Annotated in this window: 14 protein-coding genes; 12 read left to right on the forward strand and 2 right to left on the reverse strand. The window is 43.7% G+C overall.

Annotated elements, in window-relative coordinates; genetic code table 11:
- Positions 1 to 3: 3 nt before the first annotated feature.
- The 6 genes from KFO40_RS08950 (at position 4) to KFO40_RS08975 (ending at position 6,682) form a co-directional block, all read left to right on the forward strand.
- On the forward strand, positions 4 to 1,770 hold the full coding sequence (locus KFO40_RS08950) for an HSP90 family protein (RefSeq protein ID WP_195564198.1): 1,767 nt from the start codon (positions 4 to 6) through the stop codon (positions 1,768 to 1,770).
- Between the two features lie 9 nt (positions 1,771 to 1,779).
- Positions 1,780 to 2,850 (forward strand): hypothetical protein, encoded by a 1,071-nt coding sequence (locus KFO40_RS08955; RefSeq protein WP_121960364.1) that lies wholly within the window; start codon positions 1,780 to 1,782, stop codon positions 2,848 to 2,850.
- A gap of 69 nt (positions 2,851 to 2,919) precedes the next feature.
- A complete protein-coding gene (gene speA, locus KFO40_RS08960) occupies positions 2,920 to 4,812 on the forward strand; it encodes a biosynthetic arginine decarboxylase (RefSeq protein ID WP_008024078.1) in 1,893 nt (630 codons plus the stop codon).
- Between the two features lie 56 nt (positions 4,813 to 4,868).
- Positions 4,869 to 5,642 carry an acetylglutamate kinase gene (gene argB / locus KFO40_RS08965; protein WP_044129844.1) on the forward strand — a complete coding sequence of 258 codons (774 nt, stop codon included), beginning with the start codon at positions 4,869 to 4,871 and terminating at the stop codon, positions 5,640 to 5,642.
- A 61-nt stretch (positions 5,643 to 5,703) separates the two neighbouring features.
- Positions 5,704 to 6,213: an RNA polymerase sigma factor gene (locus tag KFO40_RS08970; protein ID WP_121960365.1), complete on the forward strand. Its 510-nt coding sequence runs from the start codon at positions 5,704 to 5,706 to the stop codon at positions 6,211 to 6,213.
- Positions 6,203 to 6,682, forward strand: coding sequence for a hypothetical protein (locus tag KFO40_RS08975; protein ID WP_004315419.1), 480 nt, complete (start codon positions 6,203 to 6,205; stop codon positions 6,680 to 6,682). Before KFO40_RS08970 ends, KFO40_RS08975 begins: the two co-directional genes overlap by 11 nt.
- Positions 6,683 to 6,864: 182 nt before the next feature.
- Here the strand turns inward: KFO40_RS08975 and KFO40_RS08980 are convergent, their stop codons facing one another.
- Positions 6,865 to 7,647 carry a head GIN domain-containing protein gene (locus tag KFO40_RS08980; protein WP_151923434.1) on the reverse strand — a complete coding sequence of 261 codons (783 nt, stop codon included), beginning with the start codon at positions 7,645 to 7,647 and terminating at the stop codon, positions 6,865 to 6,867.
- A 129-nt stretch (positions 7,648 to 7,776) separates the two neighbouring features.
- Here KFO40_RS08980 and KFO40_RS08985 point away from each other — a divergent pair, with 129 nt between their 5' ends.
- Positions 7,777 to 8,475, forward strand: a complete 699-nt coding sequence (locus tag KFO40_RS08985) for a SprT family zinc-dependent metalloprotease (protein ID WP_008024081.1) — start codon at positions 7,777 to 7,779, stop codon at positions 8,473 to 8,475.
- A gap of 158 nt (positions 8,476 to 8,633) precedes the next feature.
- On the opposite strand, the gene KFO40_RS08990 is transcribed toward KFO40_RS08985, so the two are convergent.
- The gene (locus KFO40_RS08990) at positions 8,634 to 9,029 is read right to left on the reverse strand and encodes a hypothetical protein (RefSeq protein WP_008024082.1); all 396 of its coding nucleotides are present in this window, start codon (positions 9,027 to 9,029) and stop codon (positions 8,634 to 8,636) included.
- A 172-nt stretch (positions 9,030 to 9,201) separates the two neighbouring features.
- On the opposite strand from KFO40_RS08990, the gene rimP reads away from it, so the two are divergent.
- From rimP to sufB, 5 genes are all read left to right on the forward strand, one after another.
- Complete coding sequence (gene rimP / locus KFO40_RS08995; RefSeq protein ID WP_008642741.1) at positions 9,202 to 9,669, forward strand: ribosome assembly cofactor RimP; 468 nt, start codon at positions 9,202 to 9,204, stop codon at positions 9,667 to 9,669.
- Positions 9,670 to 9,671: 2 nt separating this feature from the next.
- Positions 9,672 to 10,952, forward strand: a complete 1,281-nt coding sequence (gene nusA, locus KFO40_RS09000; protein WP_008024083.1) for a transcription termination factor NusA — start codon at positions 9,672 to 9,674, stop codon at positions 10,950 to 10,952.
- A 113-nt stretch (positions 10,953 to 11,065) separates the two neighbouring features.
- The gene (infB, locus tag KFO40_RS09005) at positions 11,066 to 14,161 is read left to right on the forward strand and encodes a translation initiation factor IF-2 (RefSeq protein ID WP_008642742.1); all 3,096 of its coding nucleotides are present in this window, start codon (positions 11,066 to 11,068) and stop codon (positions 14,159 to 14,161) included.
- A gap of 203 nt (positions 14,162 to 14,364) precedes the next feature.
- The gene (locus KFO40_RS09010; RefSeq protein WP_004315413.1) at positions 14,365 to 14,895 is read left to right on the forward strand and encodes a CvpA family protein; all 531 of its coding nucleotides are present in this window, start codon (positions 14,365 to 14,367) and stop codon (positions 14,893 to 14,895) included.
- The gene (sufB, locus tag KFO40_RS09015; protein WP_370638802.1) at positions 14,873 to 16,375 is read left to right on the forward strand and encodes a Fe-S cluster assembly protein SufB; all 1,503 of its coding nucleotides are present in this window, start codon (positions 14,873 to 14,875) and stop codon (positions 16,373 to 16,375) included. Before KFO40_RS09010 ends, sufB begins: the two co-directional genes overlap by 23 nt.
- Positions 16,376 to 16,389: the final 14 nt, after the last annotated feature.

Consider the following 16,389-nt stretch of genomic DNA (forward strand, 5'->3'; position numbering starts at 1 on the left):
AACATGGAAAAAGAAGGGAATAATCTGTTTCAGGTCAATCTTAAAGGTATGATTGCCCTGTTATCAGAGCACATTTATAGTAACCCGAATACTTTTGTTCGCGAATTGTTGCAGAATTGTGTAGATGCCATCACGGCACTACGCAATATCGACGAGAATTATAAAGGACGTATCGATGTCTTTCTGAATGAAGACAAAACGGTGGTGTTCAGGGATAATGGAGTCGGACTGAAAGAAGAGGAAGTTTATCGTTTTCTGACGGTTATCGGAGAGAGTTCAAAACGGGATACTCCCGATGCGGACGATTTTATCGGAAGGTTCGGTATCGGATTGTTATCTTGTTTTGTGGTGACTAATGAAATCACCGTGGAGAGTCGTTCGGCAATGGGCGGACAGCCTGTTTGCTGGTGTGGCAAAGTGGATGGGACGTATCAGCTGACTTTATCGGACGAAGAACGGCCTATCGGGTCGCAGGTGGTGTTGCATCCGAAAGGAGACTGGATGCATCTTTTTGAATATGAAACGTTTAAGAAGATACTGGTCAGTTATGGGGAAGTGTTGCCATATCCTATCTATCTGCATTATCAGGGAGAAGAGGAATTGGTAAATACGCCTTCGCCCGTATGGCTTGACCCGAAGGCGACTCGCAAAGAACTGCTGGATTATGGGGCAAAAGTATTTCAGTCGTCTGCTCTTGATGCTTTCCGGATTTATACTGACAGTGGTAAGGTAGAAGGGGTACTTTATGTTTTGCCTTTCCGCACACAATTTTCAGTACGCAATTCCCATAAGGTCTACCTTAAACGTATGCTGTTGAGTGAGGACGATTGTAATCTGTTGCCGCCGTGGGCTTTCTTTATCCGTTGTCTGGTGAATGCGGACGGATTGCTGTCTACTGCTTCCCGCGAATCTTTGGTGAGCAATGACCAGTTGAAGGATGCACGGAAAGAGATCGGGATAGCTATCAAGGATTATTTGCGGGGATTGGTGCAGAATGACCGAGCCATGTTCAACCGGATCTTGGATGTTCATCACTTCCATATCAAGGCGATTGCTTCGGAAGATAATGAACTGCTCCGTTTGTTTATGGATTACCTTCCTTTTGAAACAAATAAGGGGCTGCGTGGTTTTGGAAGTATTCGCTCGGCAAGCAATGTGATATGCTATACCAAGAATCTGGAAGATTTCCGTCAGGTGCGCCGTATAGCCGGAGCACAAGGATGGCTGGTGGTGAATGCTGCTTACACTTTTGATGAGACTTTGTTGAAAAAGTATGTCCGTCTGAATCCGGAACTTACGTTGGATGAAATATCTCCTTCACGGTTGCTGGAACAGTTTGGCGAAGTAGAGGCGAATAAAGAGTTTCAGGCTTTTGAAATGAAAGCGAACGAGTTGTTGAAGCGGTTTGGCTGTGTCTGCCGTCTGAAACATTTTACTCCGGTGGATATTCCGGTAATCTTTGTGGCGGAGGAAAAGGAGAATGTAGCTAAAAGTGCCAATAATCCGTTGGCGGCTGTATTGGGGGCTGTGAATACTGCCAAGCAGATTCCACCGACACTCACTTTTAATGCGGATAACGAAATGGTGCAGACTTTATTGCAAATACAGGGAGACAATAAATTGTTTCAGCATGTGGTGCATATATTGTATGTACAATCGCTTTTGCAAGGTAAATATCCGGTGAACAGTGAAGAAATGGAGCTTTTCAACCGTTCGCTTAGCGAACTGATGACTTCGAAAATGAATGATTTTATAAATTTCCTGAATTAAAAAAAGAGTATGAGATACACACTTGAAATACAAAAACTGCTGTTGCAGACACAGAATGACAGCCTGCATCCCCGTGAAAAAGCCAATCTATTGAAAGAAGCTATCCGCATCGCTGATGAGAACGAAGATGTGGAATGGGCTACGGAGTTGAGACTGGATCTTATCTATGAACTGAATCTTCTTTCGGCAGATGCGGAAGAGATTACCGTGTTCTCTAAAATCTTGGATGATTACGAGAATCACAAGGATGTAATCAAAGAAGATGACTTGTTGTGGAAATATAAATGGATCTGGGCTTGTACGTTCGATCTGCCGGAAATTCCGATGGAACAGGTGAAAGCGATCGGTGAGGATTATAAAACCCGTATTCTGCGGAATGGATATTCTTTGCGGAGTTATTATCACCGCTGGTCTGTGGAATGTATTTGGATGCGCCAGTATGACAAGGCGAAAGAATATATTGACAAGATGCTGAATGAAAAGATAGACGATCAGTCGTGTGAGGCTTGCGAACTGAATTTTATGCTGGATTATTATCTGGAAACAGGGCAGTTTGATGAGGCTTACAGCCGGGCGCAGCCATTGATTAATAAGCAGGTCACCTGTTATGAAGCCAATTTGCGGGCTTACTTGAAGCTTTCTTATTATGCACAGAAAGCTGGCAAACCGGAGGTTGCCGCCGATATGTGTGCACGCGCCGAAGAAGCATTGCTGGGAAGAGAAAAGGATGAATATCTTTTGCTTTACTTGGGATTGTTTATTGCTTATAATATAATGACGAAGCCGGAAAGAGGCTGGGAGTATGCCGAGCGGTGCATCGGTTGGAGCTTGCGTACGAATACGTTGAAGAAATATCGCTTCTCTTGCGATATGGTAGAGGCCTTGAAGTATGAGACCTGTCCGGAAGTCTCCTTGTCGTTGCCGGAGGAATTCCCTCTTTATCGTCCGGACGGAATTTATCAGGTCAGTGAGCTTCGCAATTATTTCTATCAGCAGGCGGAAGAGCTGGCACTTCGCTATGACGCCCGCAACGGAAATAGTGGTTATATGGACCGTTTGAAACAATTAATGTCCAATTAATTGCCAACATGTAGATTAATCCGTATTTTTGCCGTCCAATTATTTACTAAAAACACTGAATAACAGAAAATGAGAAAGTGGCGTATTGAAGATTCTGAGGAACTCTACAACATCACAGGTTGGGGTACCTCGTACTTTGGTATTAATGACAAAGGTCATGTCGTTGTTACACCTCGTAAAGATGGAGTATCCGTTGATTTGAAAGAACTGGTCGATGAGTTACAATTGCGTGATGTGGCATCTCCCATGCTGGTGCGTTTCCCGGATATTTTGGACAACCGTATTGAAAAGATGTCGTCCTGCTTTAAACAGGCAGCCGAGGAGTATGGTTATAAAGCCCAGAACTTTATTATTTATCCGATTAAGGTCAACCAGATGCGCCCTGTGGTGGAAGAAATTATCAGCCACGGAAAGAAGTTCAATCTCGGACTGGAAGCCGGTTCTAAACCGGAACTCCATGCGGTGATTGCGGTCAATACGGACTCTGACTCATTGATTGTTTGCAACGGATATAAAGACGAAAGTTATATTGAACTGGCTCTGCTTGCCCAAAAGATGGGTAAACGTATCTATCTCGTTGTGGAGAAGATGAACGAACTGAAGCTGATAGCAAAAATGGCAAAACAGCTGAATGTGCAGCCTAATATCGGTATACGTATCAAACTCGCTTCTTCCGGTAGCGGAAAGTGGGAAGAGTCGGGAGGAGATGCCAGCAAGTTCGGCTTGACTTCCAGCGAGCTTCTCGAAGCGCTCGATTTTCTGGAGAGCAAAGGCTTGAAAGATTGTCTGAAGCTGATTCATTTCCATATCGGTAGTCAGGTGACGAAGATCCGTCGTATAAAAACGGCTTTGCGCGAGGCTTCACAATTTTACGTGCAGCTCCATTCAATGGGCTTTAAGGTGGAGTTTGTTGATATTGGCGGTGGATTGGGAGTGGATTATGACGGAACCCGTTCGTCCAATAGCGAAGGTAGTGTAAACTATTCCATTCAGGAATATGTAAACGACTCTATCTCTACGCTAGTAGACGTGAGCGATAAAAATGGTATCCCGCACCCGAATATCATAACGGAAAGTGGACGTGCATTGACGGCACACCATTCTGTTCTCATCTTTGAAGTTCTTGAAACCGCTACCTTGCCCGAATGGGATGACGAGGAGGAAATTGCTCCGGATGCACACGAATTGGTGCAGGAGTTATATGGAATCTGGGATTCGCTGAATCAGAACAAGATGTTGGAAGCATGGCACGATGCGCAGCAGATCAGGGAGGAAGCATTGGACTTGTTCAGTCATGGAATCGTGGATCTGAAAACCCGCGCACAAATCGAGCGTCTGTATTGGTCTATTACACGTGAGATTAATCAGATTGCCGCCGGTTTGAAGCATGCGCCCGATGAATTCCGTGGATTGTCCAAACTGCTTGCCGATAAATATTTCTGTAACTTCTCGCTGTTTCAGTCACTTCCTGACTCTTGGGCAATTGACCAGATATTCCCGATCATGCCTATTCAGCGATTGGATGAAAAACCGGAGCGTTCGGCTACCTTGCAAGATATAACCTGCGACTCGGACGGCAAAATTGCCAACTTTATCTCTACCCGTAACGTGGCTCATTATCTGCCTGTACATGCACTGAAGAAAACAGAACCTTATTATGTGGCTGTATTCCTGGTGGGTGCTTATCAGGAGATTTTGGGAGATATGCATAATTTGTTCGGTGATACGAACGCCGTGCATGTTTCGGTGAACGAGAAAGGATATAATATCGAACAGATTATCGACGGAGAAACGGTAGCGGAGGTGTTGGACTATGTGCAGTACAATCCGAAGAAGCTGGTACGTACGCTCGAAACTTGGGTGACGAAATCAGTGAAAGAAGGAAAAATCTCCTTGGAAGAAGGAAAAGAATTCCTTTCCAACTATCGTTCGGGGCTTTACGGATATACTTATTTGGAATAACCGGCAGGGTGCCGGAGCCGGATTCTCCATTCGGTGAACTTATTAGAAATCAAGAAATGAGAGAAAAACTAACAGTTATTAAGGTGGGTGGCAAAATCGTAGAAGAGGAAGCCACCCTTCGTCAGTTGTTAAATGACTTTGCCGCTATTGACGGACATAAAGTGTTGGTTCATGGTGGCGGTCGTTCGGCAACAAAGATTGCCGCGCAACTGGGTATTGAAAGCAAAATGGTAAATGGTCGTCGGATTACCGATGCCGAAACGTTGAAAGTCGTAACGATGGTGTACGGCGGATTGGTGAATAAAAACATTGTGGCAGGTCTGCAAGCACGCGGAGTCAATGCACTCGGATTGACCGGAGCGGATATGAATGTAATCCGTTCGGTGAAACGTCCGGTGAAAGAAGTAGACTACGGGTTTGTGGGGGATGTGGAACAGGTGGATGCCACTTTATTGTCGGATTTGATACATAAAGGCGTTGTTCCCGTGATGGCTCCATTGACACACGACGGTCACGGCAATATGTTGAATACGAATGCAGATACCATTGCCGGGGAAACAGCGAAAGCGTTGTCGGCTCTGTTTGATGTGACATTGGTGTATTGTTTCGAGAAGAAAGGTGTGTTGCGTGACGAGAATGATGACGACAGTGTGATTCCTCAAATCACCCGTGCCGAATTTGAACAATATGTAGCCGATGGCGTTATTCAAGGAGGTATGATTCCTAAGTTGGAAAATTCTTTTGAAGCAATAAATGCAGGAGTTTCTGAAGTGGTAATTACTTTAGCGTCAGCGATTAACGACTCTGGAGGAACGAGAATAAAAAAATAATTCAAAAAAAAGTAGTGGGCGACTGTAACTTTTCATATCCTAGCCCGTCATTATTATAGAGATGCAAGAAATCAGCTTCCGAAACGATATTTTGCCGTTGAAGGATAAACTCTTTCGATTGGCTCTCAGAATCACCCTGGATAGGGCCGAAGCCGAGGATGTCGTTCAGGATACCATGATAAGAGTGTGGAACAAGCGTGATGAGTGGTCTCAATTTGAATCGGTCGAAGCCTATTGCCTGATAGTGGCAAAGAACCTGGCGATAGACCGGAGTCAAAAGAAAGAAGCTCAAAATGTGGAACTCACCCCCGAAATGGAGGAAGAACCTGATGCAAACAGTCCGTACGACCAGATGATTCATGATGAAAGAATGAATATCATTAATAGACTGGTAAACGAACTTCCCGAAAAACAGCGGCTTATCATGCAACTGAGGGACATTGAAGGTGAAAGCTATAAAAAAATTGCAACCTTGCTGAATCTGACAGAGGAACAAGTCAAAGTGAATCTCTTCAGAGCCAGGCAAAAAGTAAAACAAAGGTATTTAGAAATTGACGAATATGGATTATAAGGATATAGAACAGCTCCTCGAGCGATACTGGCAATGCGAAACTTCCGTTGAGGAGGAAGCAACATTGCGCGACTTCTTCGCAAAGGAAGAAGTTCCGGCTCATTTGCTTCGCTATAAGAATCTGTTTGTTTATCAGCAGGTTCAGCAGGAAGTAGGACTGGGCGAAGACTTTGATGCACGTATTCTGGCAGAGGTGGAGCCTACGGTAGTAAAAGCGAAACGTTTGACACTGACCGGTCGTTTTATTCCTCTGTTCAAGGCCGCTGCCGTAATTGCAATCATCCTTTCTTTGGGGAATGTGGCACAACATTCTTTCTCCGGAGATGATGGAAGTGTATTGGCTACGGATACCATTGGTAAACAAGTAACTGCACCGTCGGTCGCTATCTCAAATGATGTGAAAGCGGAACAGGTCCTGGCGGATAGCCTGGCGAAGATCAACCACAAGGTGCAAGTTATAAACGAATAGACATTTTCATTTGCTTTAAACATATAATATAGTTAGTGTGCTTAATTAAAACAACAACGAAGGCGAAACTGTGAAGTTTTCAATTCTCTCAAATTTTTATAATGAAACTAACTAAATAAATGGGCTACCGCGCGATGCAGTAGCCCTTTTATGTTTTTAAACTGTCTTTATTTAAACTGTCTTTATTTGATCTGCCGTATATTTTTTCGTGGCGCATCCACTTCTTGAGGATCTCCTTTATAGGCAATATCACCGCTTCCTTTGACGCGGGCAACCAGCTTCTGACTGGCATAGCAGCTGATGTTGCCGGAGCCGCTAATGCTTGCGTCTGTGTTTTCTGCTTGCAAATCGGCAGCCTGAATATTTCCTGATCCGGCAATAGAATAGCTCGCTTGAATGGCTTTGCCGTTCAGATTGATATTGCCCGAACCGGAAATACTTGCCTGACATTCCTGACTTTCTATTTGTTGTAGTCTTACATCTCCCGAACCATTAATTGAAACGGCCATTTTTTGGCAATTGAATCCTTCTCCCTGAATGTCGCCCGAACCGTTGATGTGGAATTCAATATCTTTAGAGGTTTGTATCCCATTGATTAATCTTATATTTCCTGAACCGTTGACCGACAGCTTATTCAGCTCCGGAGCAAAAACTTTTATTTCCAGTTTTCCTTTCCAGATAGTGACATTCTTCTTGAATTTTATAATGAATGTACTACCCTCCACATACGTTTCTATAAGTGGTATGATGTTGTCGGAACCATGAATTTCGACATGGCTGCATGTGTCTTGCCAATAACTGATGTTGGCACTTCCCACTAGTTTGATTTCATTGAAGTGGTCGGCTTTCACTTCTTTGGAGATGTAATTCTTGCTGCCTACGATGTGTTTTCCCTGCAAGCAAGAGCCGGCAGTAAGTACTAGAAACATTCCCGTGACTAATACGAGCAATAAACTTGTTTTCATAATTACGCTTTTCTATGATTGATATAATGGTTAGACGGAAGAACTTGATCTAAAGTTGCATCTTCCATAAAGTTTTTCGTTAGCGTCTTCTTTTTTATTACTTTTGTGGCTGTTGATAGGAGGATTATAATGGATAAGATTATAGAAGATGATGAGTTAGGGCGTCTGGTGATACGCGTCAATTCACGTGCGAGAAGTCTTGTGTTTCGTACCAAGAGTGATGCTGTTTATGTTTCAGTTCCTCCTGGTACCACCCTGAAAGAAGTGAAACAGGCCATCGAGAATTTGCGTGGAAAACTTCTGGCCTCCCGGCAAAAAATCGCTCGTCCGTTGATTGATTTGAATTATAAGATTGATGCGGAGCATTTTAAACTATCTTTAGTGTCGGGCGAGAAAGATCAGTTTCTGGCTAATTCCCGTCTGGGGGTGATGGAGATTGTTTGTCCGCCTCATGCCGATTTTACAGATGAGAAACTGCAAAGCTGGTTGCATAAGGTTATTGAAGAATCGTTGAGGCGAAATGCAAAAAGTATTCTGCCTTCACGTTTGGCTTTCTTGTCCAAGCAATGCGGATTGCCCTATTCGAGTGTGAAAATAAACTCCAGTCAGGGCAGATGGGGGAGTTGTTCGGCTCGAAAAGCTATTAATTTATCCTATTACCTGGTTTTGCTACCTTCTCATTTGATAGACTACGTGTTGTTGCACGAATTATGCCATACCCGCGAGATGAATCATAGCGAACGATTCTGGGCGTTACTTAATCAATTTACAGAAGGAAAAGCATTGACCTTGCGGGGAGAATTGAGAAAGTACCGTACGGAAATATAAAATGCTTTACAGCCAAGATAATATTCTCGCATTGTCACGAACTTAGTTTATTCTATCTTGGGTAAAGCCTTGTAAGCTCCTATTTCTGGCTGTCTTCTAAATCTTATACATTCCTGATGATGGTTCGTTATGATACGTAATAGGGGGATATGTCTTTATTATTTGGCTAATTGTTTAATCCCGTCCGATTCTTTTTCAAACTGATAAGCCCCTCCTTTTTCGCTAAGATCAAATGTAGAGACTAATTCTGTGTTATTATCTACGATCAATAAAGCGCTTTGTTCTGCAAAACGTCCCACTTCTACCGTGTAAGGCTCTTCCGATATGGTTTTATTCGAAATGAGGCTGTCGTTGACAAACAAAGAGATAGAATCTCCGGCAAAACCTTTTACCAGACTGATTGTGTAGCTTTCGATGAAATGACGTTCTTCCTGCTTTTCCCGTTGTAGCCGCATACTCATGTATACGAAAATAACCACGACAAAAATGACGGCAAAAGCAAGAATTCCGTTACCTACCATAAACTGTTTATTTGTGTTGAGACGATGTGCCATAGTCGTTATTTTTTGAATTGTGGCGTAAAGATACGAATATAGCACTGTTAATTCATACTTTTTTTCTTTAATCTTTTGTAGTCGAATAGATTATTTATATCTTTGCAACCGGAAACGGATGAAAGGTGGAGGGGCAATTAAGCTCCTTTTTTTGTTCTTATATAGTTAATAAATGATAGAAAAGAAAACTGTTTGTCAGATTGTAGATGAGTGGCTGGAAGGAAAAGACTACTTTTTAGTAGAAGTAACTGTGAGCCCGGATGACAAAATTGTGGTCGAAATTGACCATGCAGAAGGTGTTTGGATCGAAGATTGTGTGGAGCTTAGCCGCTACATAGAGTCAAAACTGAACCGTGAAGAGGAAGATTATGAACTGGAAGTAGGGTCGGCCGGTATCGGACAGCCCTTTAAAGTACTGCAACAGTATTATATCCACATCGGACAAGAAGTGGAGGTATTGACTAAAGACGGACGCAAACTGGCCGGCATACTGAAAGATGCCGATGAAGAGAAGTTTACGGTAGCGGTACAAAAGAAAGTAAAACTAGAAGGAGCAAAACGTCCGAAACTGCAAGAAGAGGACGAAACCTTTACTTATGAGCAAATAAAATATACTAAATACTTAATTAGCTTTAAATAGTTATGGCCAAAAAAGAAGAAACAATCAGCTTGATTGATACATTTTCGGAATTTAAGGAACTGAAGAATATCGATAGAACGACGATGGTTAGCGTACTCGAAGAGTCGTTCCGTAGCGTAATCGCGAAAATGTTTGGCACCGATGAGAATTACGACGTGATCGTGAACCCGGATAAGGGTGACTTCGAGATCTGGCGTAACCGTGAAGTTGTGGCCGATGAAGATTTGACTAACCCGAATATGCAGATTTCGTTGAGCGAAGCACAGAAAATTGATGCTTCCTACGAAGAAGGTGAAGAGGTGACTGATGAAGTGATCTTTGCCAAATTCGGACGTCGTGCTATCCTGAATCTCCGCCAGACATTGGCTTCCAAGATTCTGGAACTTGAGAAAGACAGTATTTATAATAAATATATAGATAAGGTAGGTACGATCATCAATGCAGAAGTGTATCAGATCTGGAAGAAAGAAATGTTGCTCTTAGATGATGAAGGAAACGAGTTGCTGTTGCCTAAGACCGAACAAATCCCGAGCGATTTCTATCGCAAAGGTGAAACGGCCCGTGCAGTAGTTGCCCGCGTGGATAACAAGAATAATAATCCTAAGATTATCTTGTCACGTACTTCTCCCGTTTTCCTGCAACGTTTGTTCGAGATGGAAGTACCCGAAATTAATGATGGTTTGATTACCATCAAGAAGATTGCCCGTATCCCTGGCGAACGTGCCAAGATCGCGGTAGAATCTTACGATGACAGAATCGACCCTGTAGGAGCCTGTGTAGGTGTAAAGGGAAGTCGTATTCATGGCATTGTTCGTGAACTTCGCAATGAGAACATCGATGTAATCAATTACACATCGAACATCTCATTGTTTATACAGCGCGCTTTAAGCCCGGCTAAGATTTCTTCTATCCGTTTGAATGAGGAAGAGAAGAAAGCAGAGGTTTTCCTCAAACCGGAAGAAGTTTCGCTGGCTATCGGTAAAGGCGGTTTGAACATCAAACTGGCCAGTATGTTAACTGAGTACACTATCGACGTGTTCCGTGAGTTGGATGAGAATGTAGCGGATGAAGATATCTATCTCGACGAATTCAGAGACGAAATCGACGGATGGGTGATCGACGCCATCAAGGCTATCGGCATTGATACAGCGAAGGCTGTGTTGAATGCTCCTCGTGAGATGTTGATTGAAAAGACGGACTTGGAAGAAGAGACAGTGGACGAGGTAATACGCATTTTGAAATCGGAGTTTGAAGAAGAAGGTGAAAATTCAGTAGAAAATTGAGAATTTAAAATTGAAAAATGAAAGTTATCTCTGTTATACTACATCGTAACTTTTAATTCTTCATTCTTAATTCTTCATTTAAACAAGCTCCATTTATTCATTAATTTTAAAATATGACGATAAGGTTAAACAAAGTTACAAGAGATTTGAACGTAGGAATCGCGACGGTAGTTGAGTTCCTGCAAAAGAAAGGGCATACCGTAGAGGCTAATCCTAATACCAAAATTAGCGAGGAGCAATACGCTATACTCGTAAAAGAGTTTAGTACAGATAAGAACCTTAGACTTGAATCGGAGCGTTTCATACAGGAACGTCAGAATAAGGAACGTAATAAGGCGTCTGTTTCGATTGAAGGCTTCGAAAAGCAGCCGGAGAAACAGAAGTCGGAAGATGTGATTAAGACAGTCGTACCTGAGGATGCACGTCCGAAGTTTAAACCTGTCGGAAAAATTGATTTGGATAAACTGAATGGTCGTAAACCTGAAAAGGTGGAGAAGGAACCGGAACAGAAACAAGAAGAACCTGTTGTAGAACGGCCTGTCGTTAAACCCGAAGTAAAAAAGGAGCCCGAGAAGAGAGAACCCGAGGTGAAGAAAGAAGAGGTGGTGATACCTCCTGTTTCTGTAGTAGAGCCTACTCCAGTGGTAGTTGAGCCCGTAGTAGTGCCGGAACCTGTAGTGGAGACGAAGCCGGTAGAAGTTGAAAAAGTAGTAGAAGAAGTGAAAAAAGAAGAGCCGAAGGTAGTAGAAACTGCACCTGTGAAGGCGGAAGAACATAAAGAAGAAAAAAAGGTGGAAACTGCACAGGCTGAAGTAACCCCGGTAGCAGAAAAAGCTCCGGAGGATGATGGTGTTTTCAAAATCCGTCAACCGGAATTAGGCGCGAAGATCAATGTGATCGGTCAGATCGACTTGGCTGCATTGAACCAGTCTACTCGTCCGAAGAAAAAATCGAAGGAGGAGAAGCGTCGCGAACGTGAAGAGAAAGAGAAAATCCGTCAGGACCAGAAGAAACTGATGAAGGAAGCCATCATCAAAGAAATCCGTAAGGATGATTCTAAAGTGGTGAAGAACGGTCCGAAAGAAAGCGCAGATGCTGCTAAGAAAAAACGCAACCGTATCAATAAAGAAAAGGTAGACGTTAATAACGTTGCGACTTCCAACTTTGCTGCGCCGAGACCTAATATACAAGGTAAAGGCGGCAATGGTAATGGCAATAACAACGGTCAGGGCGGACAAGGAAATAATAACAGAAGAAATAACAACAATAATAAGGATCGCTTCAAGAAGCCGGTTATCAAACAGGAAGTGAGCGAGGAAGACGTAGCAAAACAGGTAAAAGAAACTCTTGCACGTCTGACAACCAAAGGTAAGAACAAGACGTCCAAATACCGTAAAGAAAAGCGTGAAATGGCTTCCAACCGTATGCAGGAATTGGAAGATCAGGAAATGGCAGACAGCAAGGTATTGAAGTTGACCGAGTTTGTTACGGCTAACGAACTGGCAACGATGATGGATGTATCTGTCAATCAGGTTATCGCTACTTGTATGAGCATTGGTATCATGGTTTCCATCAACCAGCGTCTGGATGCGGAAACAATCAATTTGGTGGCAGAAGAGTTCGGATTCAAGACAGAATATGTAAGTGCGGAAGTGGCACAAGCTATCGTTGAAGAAGAAGATGCACCGGAAGATTTGCAACCGCGCGCTCCGATTGTTACAGTGATGGGACACGTTGACCACGGTAAGACCTCTTTGCTCGACTATATCCGTAAGGCGAACGTAATTGCCGGTGAAGCCGGAGGTATTACACAGCATATCGGTGCATATAACGTGCAACTGGAAGACGGTCGCCGTATTACGTTCCTCGATACTCCGGGTCACGAAGCGTTTACCGCTATGCGTGCACGTGGTGCGAAAGTAACGGATATTGCTATCATTATTGTGGCTGCCGATGATAACGTGATGCCGCAGACGAAGGAAGCAATCAATCACGCGATGGCTGCCGGTGTACCTATTGTATTTGCAATCAATAAGGTAGATAAACCGACTGCGAATCCGGATAAGATTAAAGAAGAACTGGCTGCAATGAATTACCTTGTTGAAGAATGGGGTGGTAAGTATCAGTCACAAGATATCTCTGCCAAGAAAGGTATGGGTGTGGAAGATTTGCTGGAAAAAGTATTGCTCGAAGCAGAAATGCTCGACCTGAAAGCAAATCCGGACCGTAATGCTACGGGTTCCATCATCGAATCTTCACTGGATAAGGGACGTGGATATGTAGCTACTGTATTGGTATCTAACGGTACTCTGAAAGTGGGAGACATCGTACTGGCAGGAACCAGCTACGGACGTGTGAAGGCTATGTTCAACGAACGTAACCAACGCATCAAAGAAGCAGGACCTTCCGAACCGGCTTTGGTATTGGGATTGAACGGTGCACCTGCTGCAGGTGATACATTCCATGTTGTTGAAAGCGATCAGGAAGCTCGTGAAATCACCAACAAACGTGAACAGTTGGCTCGTGAACAGGGCTTGCGTACGCAGAAGATCCTTACGTTGGATGAGTTGGGCCGTCGTATTGCTTTGGGTAACTTCCAGGAATTGAACATCATCGTTAAGGGTGACGTGGACGGTTCTGTTGAGGCATTGAGCGACTCGTTAATCAAGTTGTCTACGGAACAAATCCAGGTAAATGTCATCCATAAGGGTGTGGGAGCAATTTCCGAGTCGGATGTTTCTCTGGCTGCCGCTTCGGATGCGATTATCGTCGGATTCCAGGTACGTCCTTCGGGTGCTGCCGCTAAGATGGCTGAACAGGAAGGTGTCGACATCCGTAAGTACTCTGTCATCTACGATGCAATCGAAGAGGTGAAGGCTGCTATGGAAGGTATGTTGGCTCCGGAACTGAAGGAACAAATCACGGCAACTATCGAAATCCGCGAAGTATTCAACATTACGAAGGTGGGTTTGGTAGCCGGTGCAATGGTGAAGACCGGAAAGGTGAAACGAAGCGACAAGGCTCGTTTGATCCGCGATGGTATCGTAATCTTTACCGGAAACATCAACGCGTTGAAGCGCTTCAAGGACGATGTGAAGGAAGTAGGTACAAACTTCGAGTGTGGTATCAGTCTGGTGAACTGCAACGACATGAAGGTAGGCGATATGATCGAGACATTCGAAGAAATAGAAGTGAAACAGACTTTATGATTTATGAGTTATGATTTATGAATTATAAGGGTATAAGGCCATTCGCGAAGTAATGGTTGCAACAATAGATGGGTGGTAATGTGGTACTATTTTATATGGGACACCACCTTACCACTTTATTGTTTTATCACCTGACAGAAATATAAATCACAGATCATAATCATAGAAACATAAATCATAAATCACAAATCATAAATCACAACGTGGCAACGATTGATATCATTATCCTTATTGTAATAGGCGCCGGAGCGGTGGTAGGCTTTGTAAAAGGCTTTATCCGCCAGTTGGCTTCTATTTTGGGGTTAATAGTCGGGCTGTTGGCGGCGAAAACTTTATATGCCTCTTTGGCGGAGAAACTTTGCCCGACAGTGACGGATTCGATGACAGTTGCGCAGGTGTTGGCTTTTATCATGATTTGGATTGCCGTGCCGTTGATTTTTGTACTGATAGCTTCGTTATTGACAAAAGCAATGCAGGCAATTTCGCTGAACTGGCTGAACCGCTGGTTAGGGAGTGGGCTGGGAGCACTTAAGTTTCTGTTGTTAACGAGTGTAGTGATCGGTGCGATAGAGTTTGTGGACAGCGATAATAAGTTAATTAGTGCAACAAAAAAGGAAGAATCTTTGTTATATTATCCGATGGAAACGTTTGCGGGGATCTTTTTCCCTGCTGCGAAGAATATGACGCAACAATATATATTAGAGAATAAAGATGCAACAAGAAGAACCCAATAAAATGAAACCCAATCAGAAAGACGAACTCGAAAAGAAGACTGATAATGAGTTTGTCCGGAAATTTGCGGAGGAGAAATATAAATACGGCTTCACCACAGAGGTGCATACAGACATCATTGAGCGTGGACTTAATGAAGATGTCATTCGTCTGATTTCATCGAAAAAAGACGAACCGGAGTGGTTGCTGGAGTTTCGCCTGAAAGCGTACCGCCACTGGCTGACGCTGGAGATGCCGACTTGGGCACATCTCCGTATCCCTGAAATTGACTATCAGTCGATTTCTTATTATGCCGATCCGACGAAGAAGAAAGAAGGACCGAAGAGCATGGAGGAAGTCGATCCTGAATTGATAAAGACGTTTAATAAACTGGGTATTCCTTTGGAGGAACAGATGGCTCTTAGCGGAATGGCGGTGGATGCCGTTATGGACTCTGTTTCCGTAAAGACTACCTTCAAGGAAACGCTGATGGAGAAAGGAATTATCTTCTGCTCGTTCAGTGAAGCCGTGCGGGAACATCCTGATTTGGTGAAGAAATATATGGGCTCGGTGGTAGGTTACCGGGATAATTTCTTTGCCGCGTTGAACTCCGCTGTCTTTTCTGACGGCTCTTTTGTGTATATTCCGAAAGGAGTACGTTGTCCGATGGAACTTTCCACCTATTTCCGTATCAATGCCCGTAACACGGGGCAGTTTGAACGTACGCTGATTGTGGCGGACGACGATTCATACGTTTCTTATCTGGAAGGATGTACAGCGCCGATGCGGGATGAAAATCAGTTGCATGCCGCTATCGTTGAGATAATCGTGCACGACCGCGCAGAGGTAAAATATAGTACTGTTCAGAACTGGTATCCGGGCGATGCGGAAGGTAAGGGCGGTGTATACAACTTTGTGACTAAACGTGGTAACTGCAAGGGAGTGGATAGTAAACTATCCTGGACACAAGTGGAAACCGGTTCGGCCATCACTTGGAAATACCCTTCCTGTATTCTGACAGGCGATAACTCGACCGCTGAATTCTATTCCGTAGCTGTAACGAACAACTATCAGCAGGCTGATACCGGAACGAAAATGATTCATCTGGGCAAGAACACCCGCAGTACGATTGTAAGTAAAGGTATCTCCGCCGGACATAGTGAGAACTCCTATCGTGGGTTGGTACGTGTGGCCGAGAAAGCGAATAATGCCCGCAATTATAGCCAGTGTGACTCTCTGTTGCTGGGAGATAAATGTGGTGCGCATACTTTCCCTTATATGGATATTCACAATGAAACGGCAGTGGTGGAACATGAAGCCACAACGAGCAAGATCAGTGAAGACCAAATATTCTATTGCAACCAGCGTGGTATTCCGACAGAAGACGCTATCGGGCTTATTGTGAACGGATATGCAAAAGAAGTATTGAATAAACTTCCGATGGAATTTGCGGTAGAAGCACAGAAGTTGCTTACTATCTCATTGGAAGGAAGCGTGGGGTGATTTACTAGTTGGCA

Source organism: Bacteroides sp. 1001302B_160321_D4, from assembly GCF_015667765.1.
In the GTDB taxonomy this organism is placed as follows: Bacteria; Bacteroidota; Bacteroidia; order Bacteroidales; family Bacteroidaceae; genus Bacteroides; species Bacteroides xylanisolvens.